General features: G+C 76.4%; 13 protein-coding genes, 1 tRNA gene and 1 pseudogene. 10 read left to right on the top strand and 5 right to left on the bottom strand.

The window, feature by feature from the left end; translation table 11 throughout:
• Nucleotides 1-454: 454 nt before the first annotated feature.
• Nucleotides 455-1,768, bottom strand: a pseudogene (locus tag RMN57_RS21755) (PP2C family protein-serine/threonine phosphatase); the annotation flags it as partial.
• A 172-nt stretch (nt 1,769-1,940) separates the two neighbouring features.
• Nucleotides 1,941-3,326 carry an NAD(P)/FAD-dependent oxidoreductase gene (locus RMN57_RS21750; RefSeq protein WP_380237481.1) on the bottom strand — a complete coding sequence of 462 codons (1,386 nt, stop codon included), beginning with the start codon at nt 3,324-3,326 and terminating at the stop codon, nt 1,941-1,943.
• Between the two features lie 612 nt (nt 3,327-3,938).
• Between RMN57_RS21750 and RMN57_RS21745 the strand changes: the two genes are divergently transcribed.
• Both RMN57_RS21745 and RMN57_RS21740 read left to right on the top strand, forming a co-directional pair.
• A complete protein-coding gene (locus tag RMN57_RS21745; protein ID WP_313765020.1) occupies nt 3,939-4,880 on the top strand; it encodes a helix-turn-helix domain-containing protein in 942 nt (313 codons plus the stop codon).
• Between the two features lie 350 nt (nt 4,881-5,230).
• On the top strand, nt 5,231-7,483 hold the full coding sequence (locus RMN57_RS21740) for a sigma-70 family RNA polymerase sigma factor (RefSeq protein ID WP_313765019.1): 2,253 nt from the start codon (nt 5,231-5,233) through the stop codon (nt 7,481-7,483).
• 75 nt (nt 7,484-7,558) lie between these two features.
• Here RMN57_RS21740 and RMN57_RS21735 read toward each other — a convergent pair whose 3' ends face one another.
• From RMN57_RS21735 to RMN57_RS21725, 3 genes are all read right to left on the bottom strand, one after another.
• Nucleotides 7,559-8,323: a DsbA family oxidoreductase gene (locus RMN57_RS21735; protein ID WP_313765018.1), complete on the bottom strand. Its 765-nt coding sequence runs from the start codon at nt 8,321-8,323 to the stop codon at nt 7,559-7,561.
• Nucleotides 8,324-8,399: 76 nt separating this feature from the next.
• Nucleotides 8,400-8,936 carry a universal stress protein gene (locus RMN57_RS21730; protein WP_313765017.1) on the bottom strand — a complete coding sequence of 179 codons (537 nt, stop codon included), beginning with the start codon at nt 8,934-8,936 and terminating at the stop codon, nt 8,400-8,402.
• Between the two features lie 134 nt (nt 8,937-9,070).
• Nucleotides 9,071-11,254, bottom strand: coding sequence for an asparagine synthase-related protein (locus RMN57_RS21725; protein WP_313765016.1), 2,184 nt, complete (start codon nt 11,252-11,254; stop codon nt 9,071-9,073).
• Between the two features lie 839 nt (nt 11,255-12,093).
• Here RMN57_RS21725 and RMN57_RS21720 point away from each other — a divergent pair.
• The 8 genes from RMN57_RS21720 (at nt 12,094) to RMN57_RS21685 (ending at nt 22,487) form a co-directional block, all read left to right on the top strand.
• On the top strand, nt 12,094-13,518 hold the full coding sequence (locus RMN57_RS21720; protein ID WP_313765015.1) for an MFS transporter: 1,425 nt from the start codon (nt 12,094-12,096) through the stop codon (nt 13,516-13,518).
• Between the two features lie 610 nt (nt 13,519-14,128).
• Entirely contained in the window at nt 14,129-15,721 is a 1,593-nt protein-coding gene (locus RMN57_RS21715) for a TROVE domain-containing protein (RefSeq protein WP_313765014.1), read from the top strand.
• A gap of 157 nt (nt 15,722-15,878) precedes the next feature.
• Complete coding sequence (gene lhgO / locus RMN57_RS21710) at nt 15,879-17,114, top strand: L-2-hydroxyglutarate oxidase (protein WP_313765013.1); 1,236 nt, start codon at nt 15,879-15,881, stop codon at nt 17,112-17,114.
• 157 nt (nt 17,115-17,271) lie between these two features.
• On the top strand, nt 17,272-18,102 hold the full coding sequence (gene trmB, locus RMN57_RS21705) for a tRNA (guanosine(46)-N7)-methyltransferase TrmB (RefSeq protein WP_313765012.1): 831 nt from the start codon (nt 17,272-17,274) through the stop codon (nt 18,100-18,102).
• A gap of 126 nt (nt 18,103-18,228) precedes the next feature.
• Nucleotides 18,229-19,659 (top strand): PrsW family intramembrane metalloprotease, encoded by a 1,431-nt coding sequence (locus tag RMN57_RS21700; RefSeq protein ID WP_313765011.1) that lies wholly within the window; start codon nt 18,229-18,231, stop codon nt 19,657-19,659.
• Between the two features lie 87 nt (nt 19,660-19,746).
• Nucleotides 19,747-19,820: transfer RNA gene (locus RMN57_RS21695), tRNA-Met, on the top strand.
• Between the two features lie 200 nt (nt 19,821-20,020).
• Entirely contained in the window at nt 20,021-20,794 is a 774-nt protein-coding gene (locus RMN57_RS21690) for a hypothetical protein (protein WP_313765010.1), read from the top strand.
• A gap of 511 nt (nt 20,795-21,305) precedes the next feature.
• Nucleotides 21,306-22,487, top strand: a complete 1,182-nt coding sequence (locus RMN57_RS21685; protein ID WP_313765009.1) for a hypothetical protein — start codon at nt 21,306-21,308, stop codon at nt 22,485-22,487.
• The last annotated feature ends 1 nt before the right edge of the window (nt 22,488 follow it).

Here is a 22,488-nt window from a genome sequence, read left to right as displayed (position 1 = left end):
ACGCTGTTGAGTTCTCAAGGAACGGACGCTTCCTTCAGGCGGCTTTCACACCGGCCCTCCGGGCGCTTCGTTCTTTCGTGTTTCCAGCTTATCAGATGTTTTCCGCTCCGTTTCCGGGGCTTCGTTCATCCAACTCGCCGGTGTCTTCTGGGGCTTGACGCCCTGTCCGACGTTTCAAACTCTAGCCGATCCCCGCCCCGAAAGGCGAATCCGGCCGCAACCCGATAAACGCACACACCGAATAGACCCCGACCCGAACAGGAACGCGACAAAGCGCAATCCAGCCCGAAGGGGAAGGAGTGGTGTTTCAAGGGATTGGCCGCCCCGGGACCGTCCGCGCAGATGCGTGTCCGGTGCTCCCTGTCAGGCAACTCGAAGAACACTAGACCTCTCGGGAGGGCGAGTCAACCCCCGGCCGTGGCTCGTCGGCCGGCTCCTGAGCCGGGTGTCCCTGCTCCGGGTCGGCGGCCTGCTCCCCCGGCAGCTGGAACGCGAGCACGGCGACGTCGTCGTCGTGCTCCGCGGTGACGCCCATGGCCCGCAGCAGCCGGGCGCAGACCACCTCGGGGGCGCCGACCGCTCCGGTGAGGGTGCGGGCGAGCAGGTCGAGGCCCTGGTCGATGTCCTCGTCCCGCCGCTCCACCAGGCCGTCCGTATAGAGGACGCCGGTGGTTCCGGGGAGCAGGCGCAGGGTGTGCGAGACGTGGACGCCGCCGCCGGTGCCCAGCGGCGGCCCGTTCTGCTCCTCACTGCGCAGAACGGTGCCGTCCGGGCAGCGCAGCAGCATCGGGAGGTGGCCGGCCGAGGCGTACGTGAGGGTGCGGCGCTTCGGGTCCCAGACGGCGTAGCTGCAGGTGGCGATCTGGTTGGCGTCGATCTCCATGGCGAGGCCGTCGAGCAAGCGCATCACCTCGTGCGGAGGGAGATCGAGTCGGGCGTAGGCGCGGACGGCGGTGCGGAGCTGCCCCATGACCGCGGCGGCGCGCAGTCCACGTCCCATGACGTCGCCGATGACCAGGGCGGTCCGGCCGCCGTCGATGGCGATGACGTCGTACCAGTCGCCGCCGACGGCGGCCTCGGCGCCACCGGGCTGGTAGGTGGCGGCGACCCGGAGGTCCGCGGGCTGGTCGAGCTTCTGCGGGAGCAGGCTGCGCTGCAGGGTGACGGCGGCCTCGCGCTGGCGGCGTTCGGCCTCGCGCAGGCGGGTGGCGGCGAGGACCTGGTCGGTGACCTCGGCGGCGAAGATGAGGACGCCGGCCGGGGGTGCGTCCTTGTGGTCGCCGGTGTCGTCCGGCTCGGCGCGGTGGTCGTGTCGGCTGAGCGGGACGCAGGAGACGTTGTAGTAGCGGTTCCCGGTGAGGCCGAGGATGCAGCGGGCCTTGACGCTGCGCGGACGGCCGCCGCGGATGACCTGGTCCATCAGCGGCAGCACGCCCATGGTGCCGAGCTCGGGCAGGGCGTCGCAGGCGGGCAGGCCGGCCTGGCGCTCGCCGAAGAGTTCGCGGTAGGCGCGGTTGGCGTAGCCGAGCTGGTGGAGCGGGCCGTAGGTGACGGCGACCGGGGCGGGGATGCGGTTGAGCACCTCGCGCAGCTCCTGGGGGCGCTGCGGGTCGAGCAGCTCGGTCGGGCCTGCCGGGGTGGCGGGGTCGCGGGGGCCGGGGACCACGACGTCGCCGGAGGGCACGCCCTGGTCGGTGCCGCTCCCGCCGGACGGGGCGGCACGCCAAGGGACTCCGGTGAGCCGGGCGCTCCAGCGCATGAGGTTCAAACGACGGCCGCTTCCTCGGGTTCCATGCATATCATCACTTTTTGTGTGCGCACTGACACACGGGGTAATGATTCGGTTGGGCAGATCCTGTCAGGCGAAGGCCCGATTCCGGAAGTCGCGCGCGCACGGCGCGGCCGTCGGGTGGGTCACGGTGGGGCGCCCGGGGGCGCCCTCAGGTCGGACGGTCGTCCGCGGCCCCCCGGCCGGAGCCCGCCTCCGGCCCGGCACCGCGGCCGCTCCTCGGGGACGGCCCGGTCCCGAACCCCGCTTCGAACTCCGCCCGAGGGTGCTCCAGCGTCCCGAGCGAGACCACCTCGCGGGAGAACACCCCGCCGAGCAGCCAGTCCATCAGCACCCGCACCTTCCGGTCCCCGCTCGGCAACCGGCGCAGGTGCCGGGCCCGGTGCAGCCACCAGGCGCGCCGGCCGGTGAGCCGCCCGCCGCGCCGGGTGTGGGCGACCGCGCGGCCCAGGCCGAGCGAGGTGGAGCAGGCGGCGCGCCCGGGCCGGTACTCGGCGATGCCGGCCGCCCGGGGGCCGCCGTCCAGGGAGACGAGCAGGTTGGCCGCGAGCAGCTCGGCCTGGTCGAAGGCGTGCTGCGCGTTGGGCGTGCAGGGTGCGCCGCCCGCGTGCGGGTCGGGCACGGCGGCGCCGTCCCCCGCGGCCCAGACCCCGGGCAGCGGCCGGCCGTCCGGGCCGACGGCCTGGAGGGTGGGCAGGCAGCGGATCCGGCCGAGCGTGTCCAGCGGCAGGTCGGTGTCGCGCAGGAGCGGGGACGGGCGCACCCCGGCCGTCCAGACCAGCGTGCGGGCGGCGAACCGGCTGCCGTCGGAGAGCGCCACCACCCGGCCGGCGGCCGACTCAAGGGTGGTGCGCAGTCGGACGTCGACGCTGCGTTCGCGCAGTTGGGCCAGGGTGTGCGCGGCCAGCTCGGGGGACTCCTCGGCGAGGATCCGGTCGGTGGCCTCGACCAGCACCCAGCGCAGGTCGTCCTGGCCGACGTTGTGGTAGCCGCGGACCGCGTGGCGGGCCATGTCCTCCAGCTCGGCGAGCGCGCCGACCCCCGCGTAGCCGGCGCCGACGAAGACGAAGGTCAGCGCGGCCTGGCGGAGGGCGGGGTCGCGGGTGGCGGAGGCGAGGTCGAGCTGTTCCAGGACGTGGTTGCGCAGGCCGACCGCCTCGGCGACGGTGGAGAAGCCGAGGCCGTGCTCGGCGAGGCCGGGCACGGGGTCCGTCCGGGAGACCGAGCCGGGGGCGACCACCAGGACGTCGTAGTCGAGCTCGACGGGGGCCGGCGGTTCGCCGCGCCCGGCGGCGTCGGCCCAGGCCCGGCGGGTGGCGTGCTCGATCCGGGTGATCCTGGCGGTGAGGACCCGGCAGTGCGGGAGGGCCCGGCGCAGCGGGACGACCACGTGGCGGGGGTCGATCGAGCCGGCCGCGACCTCGGCGAGCAGCGGGTGGTACGTCAGGTAGGGCTGCGGCTCGACCACGGTGATCTCCGCGTCCCCGCTGCGGATCCGCTCCCGCAGTCCGCGCTGGAGGTGCAGCGCGGCGGACATCCCGGCGCAGCCGCCCCCGACGATCAGGATCCTGATGACGCACCTCCTGCCGATGTTGGCCGTCCGCCGGCCATCGGCCGCCGGCGCACCGCCGTCGTCTAGCCCTCAATGAAGGACCGCCGGGGGCCCTCTTGTCCACAGTCCGTGCCGGGGCGGATGGGGCCGGAGTGGACGGATGGGACCGAATGTGCTTGCGGGGACGGTTTCTGACGCACTTTCGGCCTCGAACCGAGGTGAACTATGGTCGGATTGTGTTTCGGCGCGGCCACCGCCATGTCAATCGGCGGCGACGCACCGTGGAGCTGCCATTACGGCCAGTTCCAGCGTTGGCGGGAGAACCCGACTGCGGGACCGTGTTCCGGGGAAGGGTAGTCCCGGACGAGGCCCGGTCGGACGGTCCTCGTGCGTATGCGGTCAGCCGGGTCCGGTCGGACGCGGTAGGCCGGGCACGGACGGCCGGGCGTCTCCCGGGCAGGGCGAGCCGGCGGGCACGGCGCAACCGGCGCGAGTGATGGGTCATCGGGTCATTTCTGACAGGCGGAGCTGCACCGGGGGGTGCAGGGGCGGGCGACGACAGGGCCCGGGAACGGGCGCCTGCGGGGGAGAGTTGGGATGATGGAGCAGGATCGACTGTTGGGGCGGGCGGACGCTCCGCGCGCCGTCCAGGGCGTGGTTCCGGAGCAGCGCGGCCCGGCGGAGCCGTCGGCGCAGTCCGGCGTCGCGTACGCCGGGGTACCGTACCGGGCCGAGGGGTCGCAGGTCGGAGGTGCGGCGGTGCCGGGTTCCCGGTTGCGGGTGGACGCCCGGCGGAACCTGGAGAGCGTGCTGCGGGCGGCCCGCGAGGTGTTCGGCGAGTTCGGCTACGGCGCGCCGATGGAGGAGGTCGCGCGCCGGGCCGGGGTCGGGGTCGGCACGGTGTACCGGCGCTTCCCGAGCAAGGAGGTGCTGGTCCAGCGGATCGCCGCCGAGGAGGTGGCCTGGCTGACGGCGCAGGCGCGCGAGTCGCTGTACGGCGGCGACGGCGCCTGGGAGGCGCTGGCCGGGTACCTGGCGCGGGCGGTGTCGACCGGTGCCGGGCGGCTGCTGCCGCCGGAGGCGTTCCGGTACGCGGAGGAGCTGGGCCGGGTGCCCGAGCAGCGGTCGGGCGATCCGGCCGGAGCAGGTGGCATCCCGGGCGGACTCCCCGGTGCGCTCCCGGCCGGTCGGATCGAGCCACGCAGCGGTGGGCCGCAGGACGACGACCCGGCGGCGGCGGACGCGGACCCGCGGCTGCTGCTGCAGCTGCTGGCGGCGCTGGTGGCCCGCGCGGGTGCCGCCGGTGAGCTGCGGACCGGGGTGACGGTGTCGGACGTGGTGCTGGTGCTGACGGCCTCGGTGCCGGTGCACGCCGGACGGACCGCACCCGAACCGGCCGCGGCGGGTGCGACGGCCGGGGCGGGTGCGACGGGTGGCCGACTCGGTTCGGTGGGCGCGCGGCAGACGGACGGTCAACCCGTCGAGTCGCCGGCCGACCGGCTGCTGCGGATCCTGTTGGACGGGCTCCGGGCGCGCTGACTCCGGCGCGCCGTGCTCCCGTCGGCCGCTCCCTCCGGCCGCTGCCGGCGGGCGAGTTGGGCGCCTCGTCGGCATGCGCCCTTTCGGTCGTGCGTCCGGCGCGGGGCTGCGCGCCACCGGGGCGCCGGTCGGGCCGAACACATCCCCGACGGCCCCTCGGAAGAGTGGGTGACGGCGGTCCGGCTACCGCCCCACTCTGCGCTATGCCATCCTTTGCCCGTGGTTGGAGCCAATGTCCCGTTGCGCGCCGTTCGCGCGCAGTCGGCGCCGCACCGCCGGGAATCGTGCGCCTACGCACTCCCGCGCGCCCTGCCACACTACGGGGGCTGTCGTGGAATCTGGGGTCCGTTGTGAGCGCCGAGGAACAGAACGACTACGGCTACGGCCTCGACTTCGGCCGCTCCGGGCAGGGCGGGCCGGACGGCGGGCCGCAGGGTCCGGGCGCCGGTTCACCGGGCCTCGTGCCCGGCGGGCTGCCCACCCCGTCGACGCCCCCGGGGCCCACCGGGCAGGTGCCGGACCAGGCCGGGATGCCCGGGCGCGAGACCCTCTCGGCCTCCGCCGCCGCGCTCCCGCAGGGCCGCGTCCCCGGCCAGGCGCCGGCCGGCCGGGGCGGCGTCACCCCCGAGGCCTTCGTCGGCGGCCGCCGGCCCGCCCGACCCACCGTGCCCGCCCCCGCCGACCCGGTGGACGGTGAGCGCCCGCCCTCCGACGCCGAGTTGACGGCGCTGGTCCGGGCCGGCGACGACACCGCGTACGAGGAGGTCTACCGCCGGCACGCCGACTCGGTGCGCCGCTACGCGCGGACCTGCTGCCGGGACAGCTTCACCGCCGAGGACCTGGCGGGCGAGGTCTTCGCCCGTACCCTGCAGGCGCTGAAGGCCGGCAAGGGGCCGGAGTTCGCCGTCCGCGCCTACCTGCTGACCGCCGTGCGCAACGTCGCCGCGGCCTGGACCCGCAGCGAGCGGCGCGAACAACTCGTCGACGACTTCGGCTCGTTCGCACAGACCTCGGCGGCCACCGTCGACCTCGATCTGGCCGACCCGGGCGCGGACGCCTGGGCCATGGCGATGGCCGACCAGCGCATGGTGATGCAGGCCTACGCCGAACTCCCGGAGGACGACCGGGTGGTGCTCTGGCACACCGAGGTCGAGCGGGAGTCCCCCAAGACCGTCGCGGTGATGCTCGGCAAGACCGCCAACGCCACCGCCGTGCAGGCGCACCGGGCGCGCGACCGGCTGGCCGCCGGCTTCCTCCAGGCGCACGTCTCGGGCAGCCAGGAGCGGACCTGCGAGGGGTACGCCAACCGGCTCGGTGCGTACGCGCGCGGCTCGCTGCGCAAGCGGGCGTCGGCGGAGGTCGGGCGCCATCTGAAGGAGTGCGACCGGTGCACGGCCGCCTGCCTGGAGCTGTCCGAGATCAACCACGGGCTGCGGGCGCTGCTGCCCGGCGGCGTGCTGGTCTGGGTCGGCGTGGGCGGCTCCGGCGCCGCCGCGGCCGCCGTCGGCGGGGCCGCGGCGGTCGGCGGTGCGGCGGTCGGTACGGCGGCGGCCACCGCGGCCGGCGGTGCGGCGGGCTCCGCGGGCGGTGGCGGGGCCGGCGCCGCGGCGCTGGCCGGCGAAGGCCTCGGCGTGGCGGCCAAGGCCGGGATCGCCGCCGCCGTCGCGGTGGCCACGGCGGCCGTCGCCGCCTACGCGCTGACCGGCTCGCCCGACCCGAAGCCGGCGCTGGCCGCTCCCCCGGCCTCCGCCCCGGCCGTCCCGGCCCCGCCGCCGGCGGCCGTCCCGGCCCCGGTGCCGCCGAGCCCCGCGCCGAGCAGCCCCCGGCCGGAGCCCGCCGAGGAGCCCCCGCCGGGTCCGTCCCCCTCGCCGAAGCCACCGGCACCGCCGGCACCGGCAGCGGTGCCGGCAGCGGCGAGCCCGAGGGCCGAGCCGCCGAGGCCCGCGCCGAGCAGCCCGCGGCCGGCCCCGCCGGCCCCGACGCCGGCTGCCACCACCCCGCCGCCGAAGCCGGCGCCCGCACCGACGCCGACCCCGGTGCCGGTCCCGGTGGTACCGACGCCCACCGTGCCCGCGGTGCCCACCCCGGAGCCGCCGGTCGTACCGACGCCGACGGCGCCCCCGGTGCCGACGCCGACCGTGCCGCCCGCGCCGACCGACTTCTGGGCCGACGACCTGCCGGTGGTCAAGCCCGGCAGGAACCGGGTGCCACCGCCGGGTCCGAGCATCCGGCAGAAGGACAGCGACTGGTTCTGGCAGCGCGACAGCGTCCGGATCGGCGGCACCCGGTACGCCCACGGCATCACCGTGCACGCACCGGCCGCCACCGTGGTCGACCTCAACCGCGCGTGCACGTCGTTCGACGCGGTCGCCGGGGTGGACGACATCACCGCCTGGCCCGGTGGCGTGGTCTTCGCCGTGCAGGCCGCCGACGGCCGCACGCTCTGGAAGTCGCCCGTCCTGGCCGCGGGGGACGACGCGGTGCCGGTGCACGTCCCGCTGAACGGGCAGAAGTCGGTGCGGCTGGTGGTCGTCCCGGCGCACGGCGGCTGGTCGGCGCCGAACATCGCGGACTGGGCCGGGGCCCGCTTCAGGTGCGTCTGAAGCGGGCCCCGGGGGCTTCCCGAACGCCCGTCGGGGCCGTCGGGGCCGTCGGGAGGCCCCGCGGCGGGTGCGGCCTCAGATCGCGCAGGCGCCGTCCGCGCAGGCCTCGCCGGCCGGGGCGACCGGCACCGGCGCGGGGCGGCGCTCGCCGATCTCGGCGGCGACCTGCTCCAGCACCCTGCGGAAGGTCTCGGCCTCCTGGCCGCCCTGCACGGCCCACTTGCCCTCGAAGACGAAGGTCGGCACCGCGGTGATGCCCAGCTCCCGGGCCTCGGCCAGCTGCGCCCGCACCTCGGCGGTGCCCTCGTCGCCCGCCAGGTAGGCGGCCACCCGGTCGCGGTCCAGGCCGGCGGAGACGGCGACGTCGGTGAGCGCCGCGCGGTCGCCGACGTCCACACCGTCGGTGAAGTGCGCCTTGAGCAGCGCCTCCTTCAGCCGGCCCTGGGCGGCGGCGCCGTACTCGGTCTCGGCGAGGTGGAGCAGCCGGTGGCCGAGGAAGGTGTTGGCGTGCAGCGCGGCGTCGAAGTCGTAGGTGATCCCCTCGGCGCGGCCCAGCTCGGCCACCCGGGCGTCCATCGCGACGGACTGCGGGCCGTACCGCTCGGCCAGCCACGCGCGGTGCGGGCTCGCCGTGGCCGGCGCGTCCGGCACCAGCTGGTACGGCCGGTAGACCACCTCGACGCCCTCCTTGCCCGCGAAGCCGTCCAGCGCCTCCTCGAAGCGGCGCTTGCCGATGTAGCACCAGGGACAGGCGATGTCCGAGTAGATCTCGACCTTCATGGCGGGGGTTTCTCCAGGGGTGGGGCGGACGGTGTTCCGGATGGGTGAACGGTCAACCATCTCGGGACATTCCCGGCAGCCGACCGCGCGGCGTCCGGACCCCGGCCGGCGTGCGCCGGCTCAGGGGCGCGCCGCCTCAGGAAGCCACCGGCTGGGGCAAGGGCGGCGCGGGGACGACCAGGACCGGGCAGGCCGCGTGGTGGACCGCCGCCGAGCTGACCGAGCCCAGCAGCAGCCGGTCGAAGCCGCCGTTGCCCCGGGTACCGACCACCAGGGTGTGCTGCCGGGCCGAGGCGGCCAGCAGCACCTCGATCACGTTGCCGAGCACCACGTGCAGCGAGAGCGCCCCCTCGTACGGGCCGCTCCGGGCCCGCTGCACCGCGGCCACCGCCCGGCGCAGGCCGTCGGCCATGCTCTCGACCAGCGTCTCGACGCTCTCCTGGACCAGCTCCGCCATCCCCGGCGGGTAGCCGGCCGGGGCCGGGTTGACCACCGCGAGCACGTACAGCGGCAGTCCGAACCGCTCGGCCTCGGTCATCGCCCGGTCCAGCGCCCAGAGCGAGCCGTCCGAGCCGTCGCAGCCGGCCAGCACGCCCGGCGGGCGCCCCGTCGGCGGCCGGCCGAGCACCGACAGGACGACGGGGACGGACGGATCCGGGCTGGCGCTGGTCACCAAGGCCTCCACGCGGGCGGAGCGGACGGGTTGGCGCCATGATTGCCCGTCGGAACCGCCGGGGCGGCCGAGCCGCGCCGGGGCGTCGCAGCGCTCGGGCCGGGCCGGGGTGGCGCCCGGACCGCGCCGCAGCCTCAGGCGAAGCGGGCCGGGGCCAGCGCGGGGCGGTGAGCCGGCGGCAGGCCGGTCCAGCAGGCGCCGTGGCGGCGGGCCCGGACGCGGCGCAGCCAGAGCTCGGTGGCGGCCAGTTCGGCGAGGCCCGCCAGGGTGCCGGGCGGCAGCGGGGCGCCCGGGTCCGCGGAGCGGGCGAGCCCGGCCCGGACGGCGGGCAGGTCGATCAGGCCGGCCTCGGCGAGCAGCGGGGCGTCGAACAGCTCGGCGAGACCGTCGGCGGCGAGCCGCAGGCCGGCCCGGGCGGGGGCGGTGCGGTCGGGGCGCGGGCCGCGGCCCCAGTCGGGCGGGAGGTCGGTGCGGCCGGCGCCGGTGAGCACCGCGCGCAGCAGCGCGTGCCGGGCGCCGGGCTGGAGCCGGACGTCGTCGGGGAACAGCCGCGCCGCGCGGACCACCTGGTTGTCCAGGAACGGTGCGTGCAGCCGCTGGCCGGGCTGTTCGGCGGCGTGCACCAGCGTGCGGAAGCCGCGCGCGTGCCGGTACAGGGCGTACCGGGCCCGGCGCGCGCCGGGCGGCTCGACGGGCGCCGGTTCGCGCGCGGCCAGCCGCAGCCGCAGCGCGACCGCGGAGAGCGCCTCGTCGGAGAGCCAGCGGGCGGCCGGTCCGGGGACGCACCAGGCCAGGTCGTCCGCCGAGCGTGCGCCCGCCGTGCCGCCGCCGTCCGGGCCGTGGCGCAGGGTCAGGCGCACGGCTGCGTCGTCGAGCGCGTCGGCGTAGCGGATCCGGGAGAGCCGGTGGGCGGCGCGGACGACGGTGAGCGGGGTGCGCAGCGCGCCCGCGAGGACTCCGGCCGTCGCCCGGTCGGCGCCGGCCAGGGCGGCGACCGGTGGCAGCAGTTCGCGCGGGCGGCCGGCCCGGACCAGGTCGGCGAGCCGGGCGGGGTGCCCGTCGAGGACCTGGCGGGCGCCGTAGCCGGTGAGGTGGTCGGTGCCGCCGGCGCCGAAGCGGGCCTCGGCGCGGGCGGCGGCGACCAGTTCGGGGCCGGGCTCGTCGGTGAGCGGGCCGTCCTGCGGGTCGGCGCGCAGGTCCGCGTACGGGAGGGTGGCCGGGTCGGGGGCGAGCACGGTGTGCCGCAGGCGGGGGATGTCGGGGGCGAGCGTCGCGGGGGCCTCGGTCTCGCCGAGGGTGACGGCGGCCAGCTGCTCCGGTCCGGCCCGGTCGGGGGCGGCGGCGCGGGCCCAGGAGCCCTTGACCGCGCCGCTCCTGGCCGCGGTCCCGGCCGGGCCGGGGCCGGGTGCGGCGTCCCCGTCGGCCGCGGCCCGGTCGCGGACGGCCCGCGCCGGCCCGGGCGCCGGGGCGAGCGGCACGGCGGCGGCCAGCAGGGCCACGGTGGCGGAGGCGGTGCCGTACGAGAGGTCGACGCCGAGCCGGGCCCGCTCGCCGCCGGCGGGGCCCGGGGCCGGGGTGCGGACCCGGGAGCGGACCGACTCCAGCAGCGCGCGGGTGAGTTCGCGGACGGCCGGGGCCTCGCCGCGCCGCTGCCGCGCGTCGCCGGTGTCGTCGTAGGCGGCGAGGTAGGGGCGCCCGCCGCGGATCGCCAGCGCGTGGCCGGGCGGCACCTGCTGCACGCCGAGGTACGGGGTGCCGGTGCCGAGGGCCTCGGGCGACTCCGGGCAGGCGAGCCGGGCGGCCAGGTGGCCGGTGTCGATCGGCGCGCCGATCAGGTCGGCGAGCGGGAGGGCGGCGGTGGCGTACGCGGTGCCGCCGGCCCAGGGGGTGTGGAAGACCGGCCGGGCGCCGGCCAGGTCGGTGAGCAGCACGGTGGAGCGGGTGCCGGTGCGCAGCACCACGGTGTAGCTGCCGGGCCAGGCGGTGAGGTGGCGGACGGCGCCGCCGCGGGCGGCGGCGAGGCCTGCGGCCAGTTCGGCGTCGGAGGCGCCGCAGTGGCCGAGGACGGCGAGCCGGACGGTGGCGGGGGTGTCCTCGACCGGGTCGGGCGCGGCCGGGCCGGTGGTGACGGCGGCGGGGGCACCGGGGCGCAGGGTGGCCAGGCGGATCTCCTCGGGGCGCCAGTCGCCCACGGCCCAGAGCGGGTTCGGTCCGGTCCAGAGGGCGCGGGCGGCGATCGGCGCCACGGCTCCGGGCGTCTCCTGCGCCGGTGCGCCCGCCCGGGGCGCGCCCGTGCTCCAGCCCGTCAGCCACCGCATCGCGCCTCCACCGGACGAGGACCTGCCGCCGCGCGGCGCGTCCGTCGCCGGGCAGCCCCGGCCGGCCCATGGCGCACCGCGGCGGCCGCCCACGTGATCCGGCGCACCGTCAGGAGACATCGTGCCACCGGTCGGCCGTCCCGGGACCGGAGTTGTCGTTTCCGCTCGGCGGCCCGCCCCGCCCGCGGTCGGCGTCGGGGCGGTCCGGCGCGGCTCGGCAGCGGTCCGGCGCGGCTCGGCGGCGGTCCCGGCGCGGCCCGCTGCGGGCTCCGGCGCGCTGCCCTGCGGGGCCCCGGCGCACTGCCCGGCCGGCCCCGCGCGCTCCCCGGCCGGGGCGGGCCGGGCCTCCCCCTCCTCGGCCCGGACCGCCCCGGGACCGCCGCCTTGACATGGCCATCGCGAGATGGCCGAAAGGCGTCGTCCGGCCCGGGAGGGCATCCGCATGCCCTCCCGGACTCCGCCGCCGTCCGCGGGGATTGAGACGGCGGCATCCCCGGCCCGCCGGGTCCTCGACGGCGGGCCGACCCACGACCACCAGCGAATCGCCGACCGGCCGGTCGGGCCAGGGGGCACGGCCGGGCGCACATCGACACGGGACCGGAGCACGACGCTCCGGCGCGCGGCCGCCCGGCCCGACCCCGGCCGGTTCCGAGTGGTCCGGACCAACCCGCCGAGCCGCCCCGCGGACCGCCGGCGGCCCGGCGCCGGGTGCGCGATCCCGCCATCCGGAATGCGGCCTCTTAACCCTCGGAACGCGTCCGACTACTCTAGGTACAGCAGCTACGGCCCGGTGCCGCCCGGGCCCCGCGCACAAGGCCGCAGGAGGTGTCGCCGCCACCATGACCGTCAGCCCACGTGGACCGAACGAACGGCTCGGCACGCTCCTGACCCTCGCGCAGATCAGCAACGCCGGCCTGGCCCGCCGGGTCAACGACCTCGGCGCCCAGCGCGGGCTGACGCTGCGCTACGACAAGACCTCGGTGGCCCGCTGGGTCAGCAAGGGTATGGTCCCGCAGGGACCGGTCCCGCACCTGATCGCCACCGCCATCGGCGGCAAGCTCGGCCGGCCGGTGCCGCTGGAGGAGATCGGCCTCGGCGACACCGACCCCGCGCCCGAACTCGGCCTGGCCTTCCCGCGCGAGGTCTCCGAGGCGGTCCGCTCGGCCACCGACCTCTGGCGGGTCGACCTCGACCTGCGCCGCGGCTCCGGCGGCGGCCGCTGGAGCGACAGCCTGGCCGGGACGTTCTCGGTCGCGGCGTACGCGACCCCGGTCTCCCGCTGGCTGATCACCCCGGCGGACGGCTCGGTGGCCCGCGAGGCCCGGACGCCGGCCGACGCCGGCTCCTACCGGGTCGGCCACTCGGACGCCGCCAAGCTCCGCGAGGCCGCCCAGGAGGCCCGCCGCTGGGACTCCAAGTACGGCGGCGGGGACTGGCGTTCGTCGATGGTGCCGGAGTGCCTGCGGGTGGAGGCGGCGCCGCTGCTGCTGGCCTCGTACAGCGACGCGGTGGGCCGGGCGCTGTTCGGCGCCACCGCCGAACTGACCCGGCTGGCCGGGTGGATGGCCTTCGACACCGGCCAGCACGAGGCCGCCCAGCGCTACTACATCCAGGCGCTCCGGCTGGCCCGCGCCGCCGCCGACGTGCCGCTCGGCGGGTACGTCCTGGCCTCGATGAGCCTGCAGGCGGGCTACCGGGGCTTCGCCGAGGAGGCGGTCGACCTCGCCCAGGCCGCACTGGAGCGCAACCGGGGGCTGGCCACCGCCCGCACCATGAGCTTCTTCCACCTGGTCGAGGCACGGGCCCAGGCCAAGGCCCGCAATGCCGCGGCGTGCGCGACGGCGCTCGGCGCGGCGGAGAGCGCACTCGAACGGGCGCGCGCCGGGGATCCCGATCCGGCGTGGATCGACTTCTACGCCTACGACCGGCTCGCCGCCGACGCCGCCGAGTGCTTCCGGGACCTCGGGGTCCCCTCCAAGGTCCGGCAGTTCACCCGCGAGGCGCTGGCCCGGCCGACCGAGGGCTTCGTCCGCTCGCACGGGCTCCGGCTGGTCGTCTCCGCGATGGCCGAGGCCGAGGCCGGGAACCTGGACGCGGCCGTCGCCGCCGGCGAACGCGCCGTCGAGGTGGCCGGGCGGATCTCCTCCCAGCGCAGCCGCGAGTACGTGGTCGAGATGCTCCGCCGGCTCGAACCGTTCCAGGGCGAGCGCAGGGTCCGGGAGTTGACCGAGCGGGCCCGCGCGGTGATCGTCGCGCCGGCGTAGCGGGCCCGGCCCCGCACGGCTCTCCCCGGCGCAGCGGGCCCGGCTCCGCACGGCTGCCGGAAGTCGGCGGAGGGCGGCCGGATATTCGGGTGCACGGGCGGGAGGGGCCTGGCTATCGTCTCTCTCGTCCAGGTGCGCAGGCAGAGGTTACTTCCACTGTCAATGGGCGGGTCGCGGGTTCGAGTCCCGCCACCGGCTTTCGAGCCGGTGTAGCTCAGTCGGTAGAGCAGCTTGTCACCTCAGCCGCTTCAGAACTCTGGACACCCATTCCTGAATAGAATTCCGCACCTCCCGGTGCGACGGCAGCGGTTACTTCGTGGAGTGCCCCCAGCGGGGTGCGGTGAATCGGACAACAGCACCGCCGCCACCTTGATCTCGGGAGGCAGAGCGCCGGGGGTGCCCGGTGCGCAGGCGGGGGTTACTTCTCTCGAGGTTCCGGGTTCGAGTCCCGGTCGGTCCGTACGCGAGTGCGGCCGGTAGCTCAATCCGGTAGAGCACTAGGCACACCAACCTCCACCGATGCCGGCCGCCGGGCCGGCACGATCTCGGGCACCCCTTGCTCCGCCATGCCTTCCTGCACGTTCCGTTCGCTCAGCAGGGGGATTCCAGCATGTCGCGTTTCAACGTCCGCAAGGCCAAGCCGAGTCCGAGCTCGCCCGTGACCACCACCGGGCAGCGCACGGCCAACCACAACGGCGGCACCGGCCACCTCCGGGACGGGAAGTCCGAGCTGTTCCTGCTGGCCGTCGCCAACCTCGTCGGCCAGGACACCTTCTACGAGACCGGCGGCGCCCGCGACGACCGCTACACCGCACTGGTGCGCCGACTCGCCGTCACCGACCCGGAGTGGACCCTCGGCCTGCTCCGCTGGCTGCGGTCCGGCGCCCACATGCGCACGGCCGCGCTGGTCGGCGCCGCCGAGTTCACCCGGGCCCGGCTGGACGCCGGGGCGCCCGGCTTCTCCCGGCAGGCCGTCGACGCGGTGCTGCAGCGCCCGGACGAGCCCGGTGAGCTGCTCGCCTACTGGACCTCGCGCTACGGCCGCGCGCTGCCGAAGCCGGTCAAGCGCGGCGTCGCGGACGCCGTCCGCCGGCTCTACAACGGGCGCTCGCTGCTGAAGTACGACACGGCGTCCAAGGGCTACCGCTTCGGCGACGTCCTGGAGCTGACCCACCCCGCGCCCGACCCGGCCAAGCCGTGGCAGGGCGAGCTCTTCCGCTACGCGCTGGACCGCCGGCACCGGCCGGAGGAGGCCGTCCCGCCGGCCTCGGACGCGCTGCTCACCGCCAACCGCGAGCTGCTCGCGCTGCCGGTCGAGGACCGTCGGGCGGCCGTGACGGCCGAGGGCGGCGCCGAGCGGCTGGCCGCCGCCGGGCTGACCTGGGAGGCGCTCGCCGGCTGGCTGCAGGGCCCGCTGGACGCGGCCGTCTGGGCGGCGGTCATCCCCTCGATGGGGTCGATGGCGCTGGTGCGCAACCTGCGCAACTTCGACCAGGCCGGCGTCCCGGACGAGGTCGCGGCCGAGGTCGCGCGGCGGATCGCCGACCGGGGCGAGGTCCACCGCTCGCGGCAGTTCCCGTTCCGCTACCTCGCCGCGCACCGGCACGCGCCGTCGCTGCGCTGGGGGCACGCGCTGGAGACCGCGCTCTCCCACTCGCTCGCCAACGTGCCCGCGCTGCCGGGCCGGACGCTCGTCCTGGTGGACCGCTCGGGCTCGATGTTCGACCGCCCGAGCTTCCAGACCCTGCTCAACCGGGCCGACTCGGCCGCGATCTTCGGCACCGCGCTGAAGATCCGGGCCGCCGACGCCGACCTGGTCGAGTTCGGCAGCACCAGCCGGGTCGTCACGGTGGCGAAGGGCGAGCCGGTGCTGCGCGTGCTGGAGCGCTTCACCGACCTCGGCGGCACCAACACCGCCGAGGCCGTCCGCGCCCACTACCGCGGCCACGACCGGGTGGTCATCGTCACCGACGAGCAGACCGGCCCCGGTTCCTGGGGCGGCGACCCGCTGGCCGCCGTCCCGGCCGACGTGCCCGTCTACACCTGGAACCTCGCCGGCTACCGGACCGGCCACGGGCCCGCCGGCGCGGCGAACCGGCACACCTTCGGCGGCCTGAGCGACGCGGCCTTCCAGCTGATCCCGCTGCTGGAGTCGGGCCGGGACGCCCGCTGGCCGTGGGAGCAGCAGGACGGACGGCGCTGACGGCGGAGCGCCCGAGCGGGCTCCGAGGGGGTCTCCGGACGGGTCCGGAGGCCCCCTCGACCGCCACCGCGCGCCGTGGCAGCATCGGCGGGTCGGGACCCTCCCGCCCGGCGGCGGGCGCGGAGGGAGGACCGGGCGGACGCGTGGGGAGCGAGCGGTGACGTACGACTACGACGTCGTGGTGGTGGGCGGGGGCATCGTCGGGCTCTCCACGGCGTACGCGCTGACCAGGGAGCGGCCCGGACTGCGGCTGGCGGTGCTGGAGAAGGAGCCCGGCCTCGCCGCCCACCAGACCGGGCGCAACAGCGGGGTCATCCACAGCGGCGTCTACTACCGGCCGGGCTCGCTCAAGGCCCGGTACGCCGTCGCGGGCGCCGCCGAGATGGTGGAGTTCTGCCGCACCCACGACGTCCCGTACGAGGTGACCGGCAAGCTGATCGTGGCCACCGACCCGGCCGAGCTCCCGCGGCTGCACGCGCTCGCCGAGCGCGGCCGGGAGAACGGCATCCCCGTCGCCGAGCTGGACCGGGCGGGCATCGCCGAGCACGAGCCGGAGGTCACCGGCATCGCCGGGCTGCACATCGGCACCACCGGCATCTGCGACTTCCCGGCCGTCGCCGGCACCTACGCCCGGCTGGCCCGGGAGGCCGGCGCCGAGCTGCGCACCGGCACCGAGCTGCGGGCCGTGGCCCGGCGGGCCGACGGGGTGACCGTCCAGACCTCCGCCGGGGAGCTGCGCTGCCAGGTGCTGGTGAACTGCGCCGGCCTGCACAGCGACCGGATCGCCCGGCTGGCCGGCGACGACCCCGGCGTGCGGATCGTGCCCTTCCGCGGCGAGTACTACGAACTGACCAAGGAGCGCCGGGAGCTGGTCCGCGGCCTGGTCTACCCGGTGCCCGACCCGGCCTTCCCCTTCCTCGGCGTGCACCTGACCCGGGGCATCCACGGCGACGTGCACGTCGGCCCGAACGCGGTGCCCGCGCTGGCCCGCGAGGGCTACGACTGGCGCACCGTCCGCCCGCGCGACCTGGCCGACACGATCACCTTCCCCGGCACCTGGCAGATCGCCCGCCGGCACTGGCGGTACGAGATCGGCGAGCTGCACCGCTCGCTCTCCAAGCGGGCGTTCACCACCGCCGTCCAACGGCTGCTGCCGGCCGTGACCGCGGCCGACCTCGTCCCGGCCGCCGCCGGGGTGCGGGCCCAGGCGGTGGCCCGGGACGGCGCGCTGCTGGACGACTTCGCCTTCGCCGGCTTCGACCCGGCCGACCCGCGCTCCACCCGGCGCCTGGTGCACGTGCTGAACGCGCCCTCCCCGGCCGCCACCGCCTCGCTGCCGATCGGCCGCGAGGTGGCCCGCCGGGCGCTCGCCGCCCGGGAGGCCGGCGGCTGAGCAGAGGGGTGCGTGACCCGGGCTCACGCGGCGGGGCGGCGCGCAGGAAGTCGGCCCGGTCGACTTCCGGTGCTCCCGCCGCGCCCGCGTCGCGTGCGTCACAGGGCCTCGCCGGGCCTGCGGTACGCGCCGGGCGGCCCCGTAGACTCGGTTGATTGTGACTGCCACCGCCCCGATCCCCCAGCAATCGCCCTCCGCCCGGCTCTCCGCGGCGCCCGCCGCGTACCCCGCGCCGATGTACCCGCACAAGGCCACCGAGGCCCAGCACAGCGAGCGGCGCATCCGCAGCTTCCAGCCGCGCCGGGGCCGGATGACCAACGCCCAGGCGGGCGCGCTGGACCGGGGCTGGGAGAAGTACGGCATCGCGATCGACGGCACCCCGCTCGACCTGCGCGACTTCTTCGGCGACCGGCCGGTCACCCTGGAGATCGGCTTCGGCATGGGCGAGACCACCGCCGCGATGGCCGCCGCCGACCCGGCGACGGGCATCCTGGCCGCCGACGTCCACACCCCCGGCCACGGCAACCTGCTCGGCATGCTGGAGCGCGACGGCTCGGAGAACGTCCGGCTGGCCGCCGGCGACGCCGTCATCCTGCTCCGCGACATGCTGCCCGACGCCTCGCTGGCCGGCCTGCGGGTCTACTTCGCCGACCCGTGGCCCAAGCCCAAGCACCACAAGCGCCGCCTGGTCCAGGCGACCTTCCTGGACCTCGTGCTGCCCCGGCTCGCCCCGGGCGCCCTGGTGCACTGCGCCACCGACTGGGAGCCGTACGCGGAGCAGATGCTGGAGGTGCTCTCCGCCTCGCCCGAGCTGGAGAACCTGCACCCGGAGGGCGACGGCACCGGCTGGCTGGAGCCCGCCGACCACCCGGACGGCAGCATCCCCGGCTACGCGCCGCGGCCGGACTGGCGGCCGGTCACCAAGTTCGAACGGGCCGGGATCGCCAAGGGCCACGTGGTCCACGACCTGCTGTTCCGCCGCCGCTGAGCCGCCGCCGGGTGTTCGACCCGGCGGCCCCGCACCGGCCGACCGGCCCCGATCCGGCCGATCCGGCCGGGGAGATTCGTCCCGAGTCCTCCCGACGGGCCGGTGCCTTGGCCTACCCTGTGCCGGGTGAGCAGCCCGTCCGGTGGCGGGAACCGGGCCACCGCCCGCGCCGCCGACGACCGAGTGATGCCCACGCGCACCGCCGGCACCCGGACCATCCCGGGGCCCCGGGGGCGCCGGGCGCACCGGTTCGTGCCCTGGCCGGCCGCCCTCGCACCGCGGCCCGCGCCACGCCCCGGGCAGCCGCCCGCACCGCCCGCCGTTCCGCAGCCGAGCAGCCCGCCCGACGACCCGTCGGGCGGCGCACCGCGCACCCCGCCGGCCGACGCGGCCCCGAGCGCACCGCCCGCCGCGCCACCGGGCCCGGCCGCCGGGGCCGGCCCCCGGCGCCCGCGCGCCGGCCGCTCGCTGGCCATCTCCTCCGTCACCGCGGGCGCCGCCCTGGCCCTGGCCGGCTGCGGCGTGCTGATCATGCACCTGGTGCACCGCCAGACCGGCACCACCGGGCTGCTGGTCGGCCTCGGCCTGGCGACCGTCCCGCTGCCCTTCGTGCTCGGCGGCCTCGCCTGGCTCAACCAGACCGCCCGGGTGCCGCTGTGGCACACGGTGTTCTGCCTCGGCTGGGGCGCCTTCGCGGCCACCACGGTCGCGATCCTCGCCAACGGCTGGACCGCCGACTACCTGACCGCCCACCAGGGCAGCCTGGGCGAGGCGCTCGGCGCCGACCTGGTCACCCCGGTGATCGAGGAGAGCGCCAAGGGGGCGGCGCTGCTCCTCCTGCTGGTCCCGATCGGCCGGCAGCTGCCGTGCCGCGGCCACCGCACCACCGACCGCCCCTGCGCGAGCGTGCTGCGCCCGCTGCCCGGCGCCGGCCGCCCCCGCCCGTACGCCCGCCGGGCCGCCGGGCCCAACGCCCGCGGCCGGCTGCGCCCCTACCTGCGGCCGCTGCCCTACCTGCGCCCGTACCCGCTGACCCACGACCGCCCGCGGGCCCGGGCCCGCCCCCGCACCCTGGCCGCCGGCGTCGTCCTCGGCGGGGTCACCGCCTGCGGCTTCGCCTTCACCGAGAACGCGCTCTACCTGGGCCGGGCCTTCAGCGACGACGAGCAGCAACGGCTGGACAGCATCGGCCTCGGGGCGACCCCGAGCCTGCGCGACTTCGACAGCACCGTGCAGACCTTCGTCCTGCGCGGCCTGCTCTCCCCCTTCGCCCACCCGCTGTTCACCGCGCTGACCGGGCTGGGCCTGGCCGTCACCCTGACCACGGGCCGGCGCTGGCTGGCCCGGCTGGCCGCGCCGACCGGGCTGGTGCTGTCGATGGCCCTGCACGGCACCTGGAACGCCGCGGCCGACCTCGGCACCCACGGCTTCCTGGTCGTCTACGCGGTGCTGATGGTGCCCTGCTTCGCCGCGCTGGTCGGCTTCGCCGCCTGGGCCCGGGCCCGGACCGCCCGGCACTCCGCGCGCCGTCCGCGCGCCCCGGCCCCGGCCGTCTGAAACCACTCGCCCGGGACCGGCCGCAGGGGGCCTCCGGGGAACCGATTTCCCATCCGCGCGACTTCCCCGTATTGTTGTGTTCACCGACGCGGGGTGGAGCAGCTCGGTAGCTCGCTGGGCTCATAACCCAGAGGTCGCAGGTTCAAATCCTGTCCCCGCTACTCAGTAGCCGAAAGGCCCGGAGGATCCGTCCTCCGGGCCTTTCGCCGTTCCCGGAGGGGCGGCGGCGACGGCACGATTGCGTCAGGAACTGGTAACGGGACCCGGACCGAAAGATCCGGTAAAGGAACCGTCAAGCATACTGAGGGCCCACCTGTCACCCGTTCGGACGCGACCGCTCGCGTCGAGTAAGGAAGCCCTGATGCTGTCGAAGCGCCTTGTCAGTACCGCCGCGATCTGCCTGCTGCTGGCGGCGGGCACGGCCGCGTGCGGCGACTCCAAGGACAACAAGGCCTCGGCCGCGGCCGCGGTGCCGAAGCTGGACACCGACAAGCTGAGCGCCGACGAGATCCAGAAGCAGGCGAAGGACGCCCTGGCCACCGCCTCCTCGGTGAAGATCAGCGGCGAGATGAACGACGCCGACGGCAAGATGACCATGGACCTGGCGCTCGACACCAAGGGCCAGTGCACCGGCACCATGAGCATGCCCGGCACCGGCAAGTTCGAGATCATCAGCGACGGCAAGCAGTCGTTCCTGAAGCCGGACAAGGACATGTGGACCGCCGTCGGCGGCCCGAACGGCGCCAAGGCCGCCGAGCTCTTCAAGGGCCGCTACCTCACCGGCTTCGAGAGCGACGACGACTTCAAGAGCCTCTCCTCGGTCTGCAACCTCACCGTGCTGAGCAAGCAGCTCGTCGAGGACGACGACGAGAAGAGCACCTTCACCAAGGGCTCGGCCGGCACCATCAACGGCGCGAAGACCTTCAGCCTCAAGGCGAAGGACACCAAGGGCGAGGAGTCGACCATCCACGTCCTGGTCGAGGGCAAGCCCTACCCGGTGCGGATCGAGAAGGCCGGCGGCAAGGAGAGCGGCCAGCTCAACTTCGGCGACTTCGACAAGCCGCTCACCGTCCAGGCCCCGCCGGCCGACAGCGTGATCGACTTCAAGAAGTTCAAGGAGCTCCAGGGCGCCTGATCCGAGCCCCGGGCAGCGGCCGCGAATAATCCGTTGCCCTCCTCCGGGTGGGCTGCCTATGGTGGCGGCACACTGAAAGGAGGTGATCCTGAATTGAGTTCCATCAGGATGCGTGAGGTGGCTGCTCGCTAGAGCGCCCCTGCCTGCGCAGGGTGAGGCCCAGGCCTCCGGCAGGCGAAATTCCAAGCAGTCACCCGGCCCGTGGGCTCACCGGTACATCCCCGGTGCCTCGGCGCCCGGCCCCTCGCAGGGCCCGGCGCGGAGGAGCAGCCCACGGGCCGTCTGCATTCCCGGGCCCGATGGTTAACGGTTCCCCGGTGCCCCGCGGTTTCCGGGGGCCGGCGATTTCCCGGTGCCCCGCGGTTTCCGGGGGCCGGCCGTTTCCGGCGCCCCGTACCGGGCATCCGAGCTGCGGCGGGCCCGGCCGCGGCCGGGCGGCGGGCATCCGGGCACCGGCCCGCCGACTAGAGTCGGCGCGGATCCGGAGCGGGACGGGTACAGGGGGTACGCGATGGCGGGGAAGGTCCGGCGGGCGGGGAGCGCGGCTGCGGCGGTGCACGCGGCGCAGCGGGTGGCGGCCGCGGTGCTGCCCGGGGTCGGTGTGCTCGGGCTGCTGTTGTTCTCGCTCGGCAGGGAGCACGCCTGGCAGGCGCTGGGCGGCGGGCTGGTGGTGGCCGGGGCGTCGACGGTGCTCGGCGGGGCGCTGGGCTTCCTGTTCGGGGTGCCCCGGGTGCGCGGTGGAAGCGGTCCGGGCGGGGAGGCGCACGGCTCGTACGCGCCGAACACCAATCTGGAGCAGGTGTCGGACTGGCTGACCAAGGTGCTGCTGGGCGTCGGGCTCACGCAGCTCGGCTCGCTCGGCGAGCGGATGCACCAGCTCGGGTCCGCGCTGGCGCCCGCGCTGGGCGGGGCCGAGGGCGCCGTCCCGTTCGCGGCGGCGCTGGTGCTCTACTTCCTGGTCCTCGGCTTCCTGGCCGGCTGGCTGGTGACCCGGCTGGCCCTGCCCCAGGTGCTCTCCGACGCGGACGAGGCGCTGGACCTCTTCCTGGCGGGCCAGGACCGCGACCGCCGGGGCGACAAGGTGGGCGCGGACGACCTGCGGGTGCGGGCGATGCAGCAGCTGGGCCTGCTGGGCGGCGCCGCGGACCGGGCCGAGGAGCCGGCCCGCCGTCCGTCGGCGGGCGCGGTGCCCGGGCCGGCGACCGTGATGGCGGAGGTCCGCTCGGCGGCCCGGCGCTCGGCGCTCACCGCGGACCAGGTGCGCGAGCTGTTCGCGGACGGCGATGAGGGCCGCCGGCTCCAGGCGCTGGCCCTGATGCAGGGCGATCCGGCGCTGGCCGACCTGCCCGGCGTACTGGACGCGATCGAGCACCCGCGCTCCGGCTTCGAGCAGTACAACGCGCTGCTGGCGGCCCGCGGGCTGCTCAACGTCCTGCCGGCCGCCGAGGCGCAGCGGTTGCGCGACGCGCTGGCCGGGCAGCTGGTGGCGGCGGACGGCATCCCGTACGGCTCGGACCGGAGCTGGCTGGCGGAGAAGATCCTCTCCCGCCTGGAGGCGCCCGCCCTGCCGCCGCAGCAGCAGATCAGCCTCCCGCAGCAGGCCGGCCCGGCCGGGGAGGCGCCGGCGCAGGCTCAGGCAGGGCCGGAGCCGTCACAGGCTCAGGCGGAGCCGTCGCAGGCGCCTCGGCCGTAGG

It is taken from the genome of Kitasatospora sp. CM 4170 (assembly GCF_032110285.1).
In the GTDB taxonomy this organism is placed as follows: domain Bacteria; phylum Actinomycetota; class Actinomycetes; order Streptomycetales; family Streptomycetaceae; genus Kitasatospora; species Kitasatospora aburaviensis.
The sequence above is the reverse complement of the archived record's forward strand: the minus strand, read 5'-3'. Positions and strand labels throughout refer to the sequence as shown.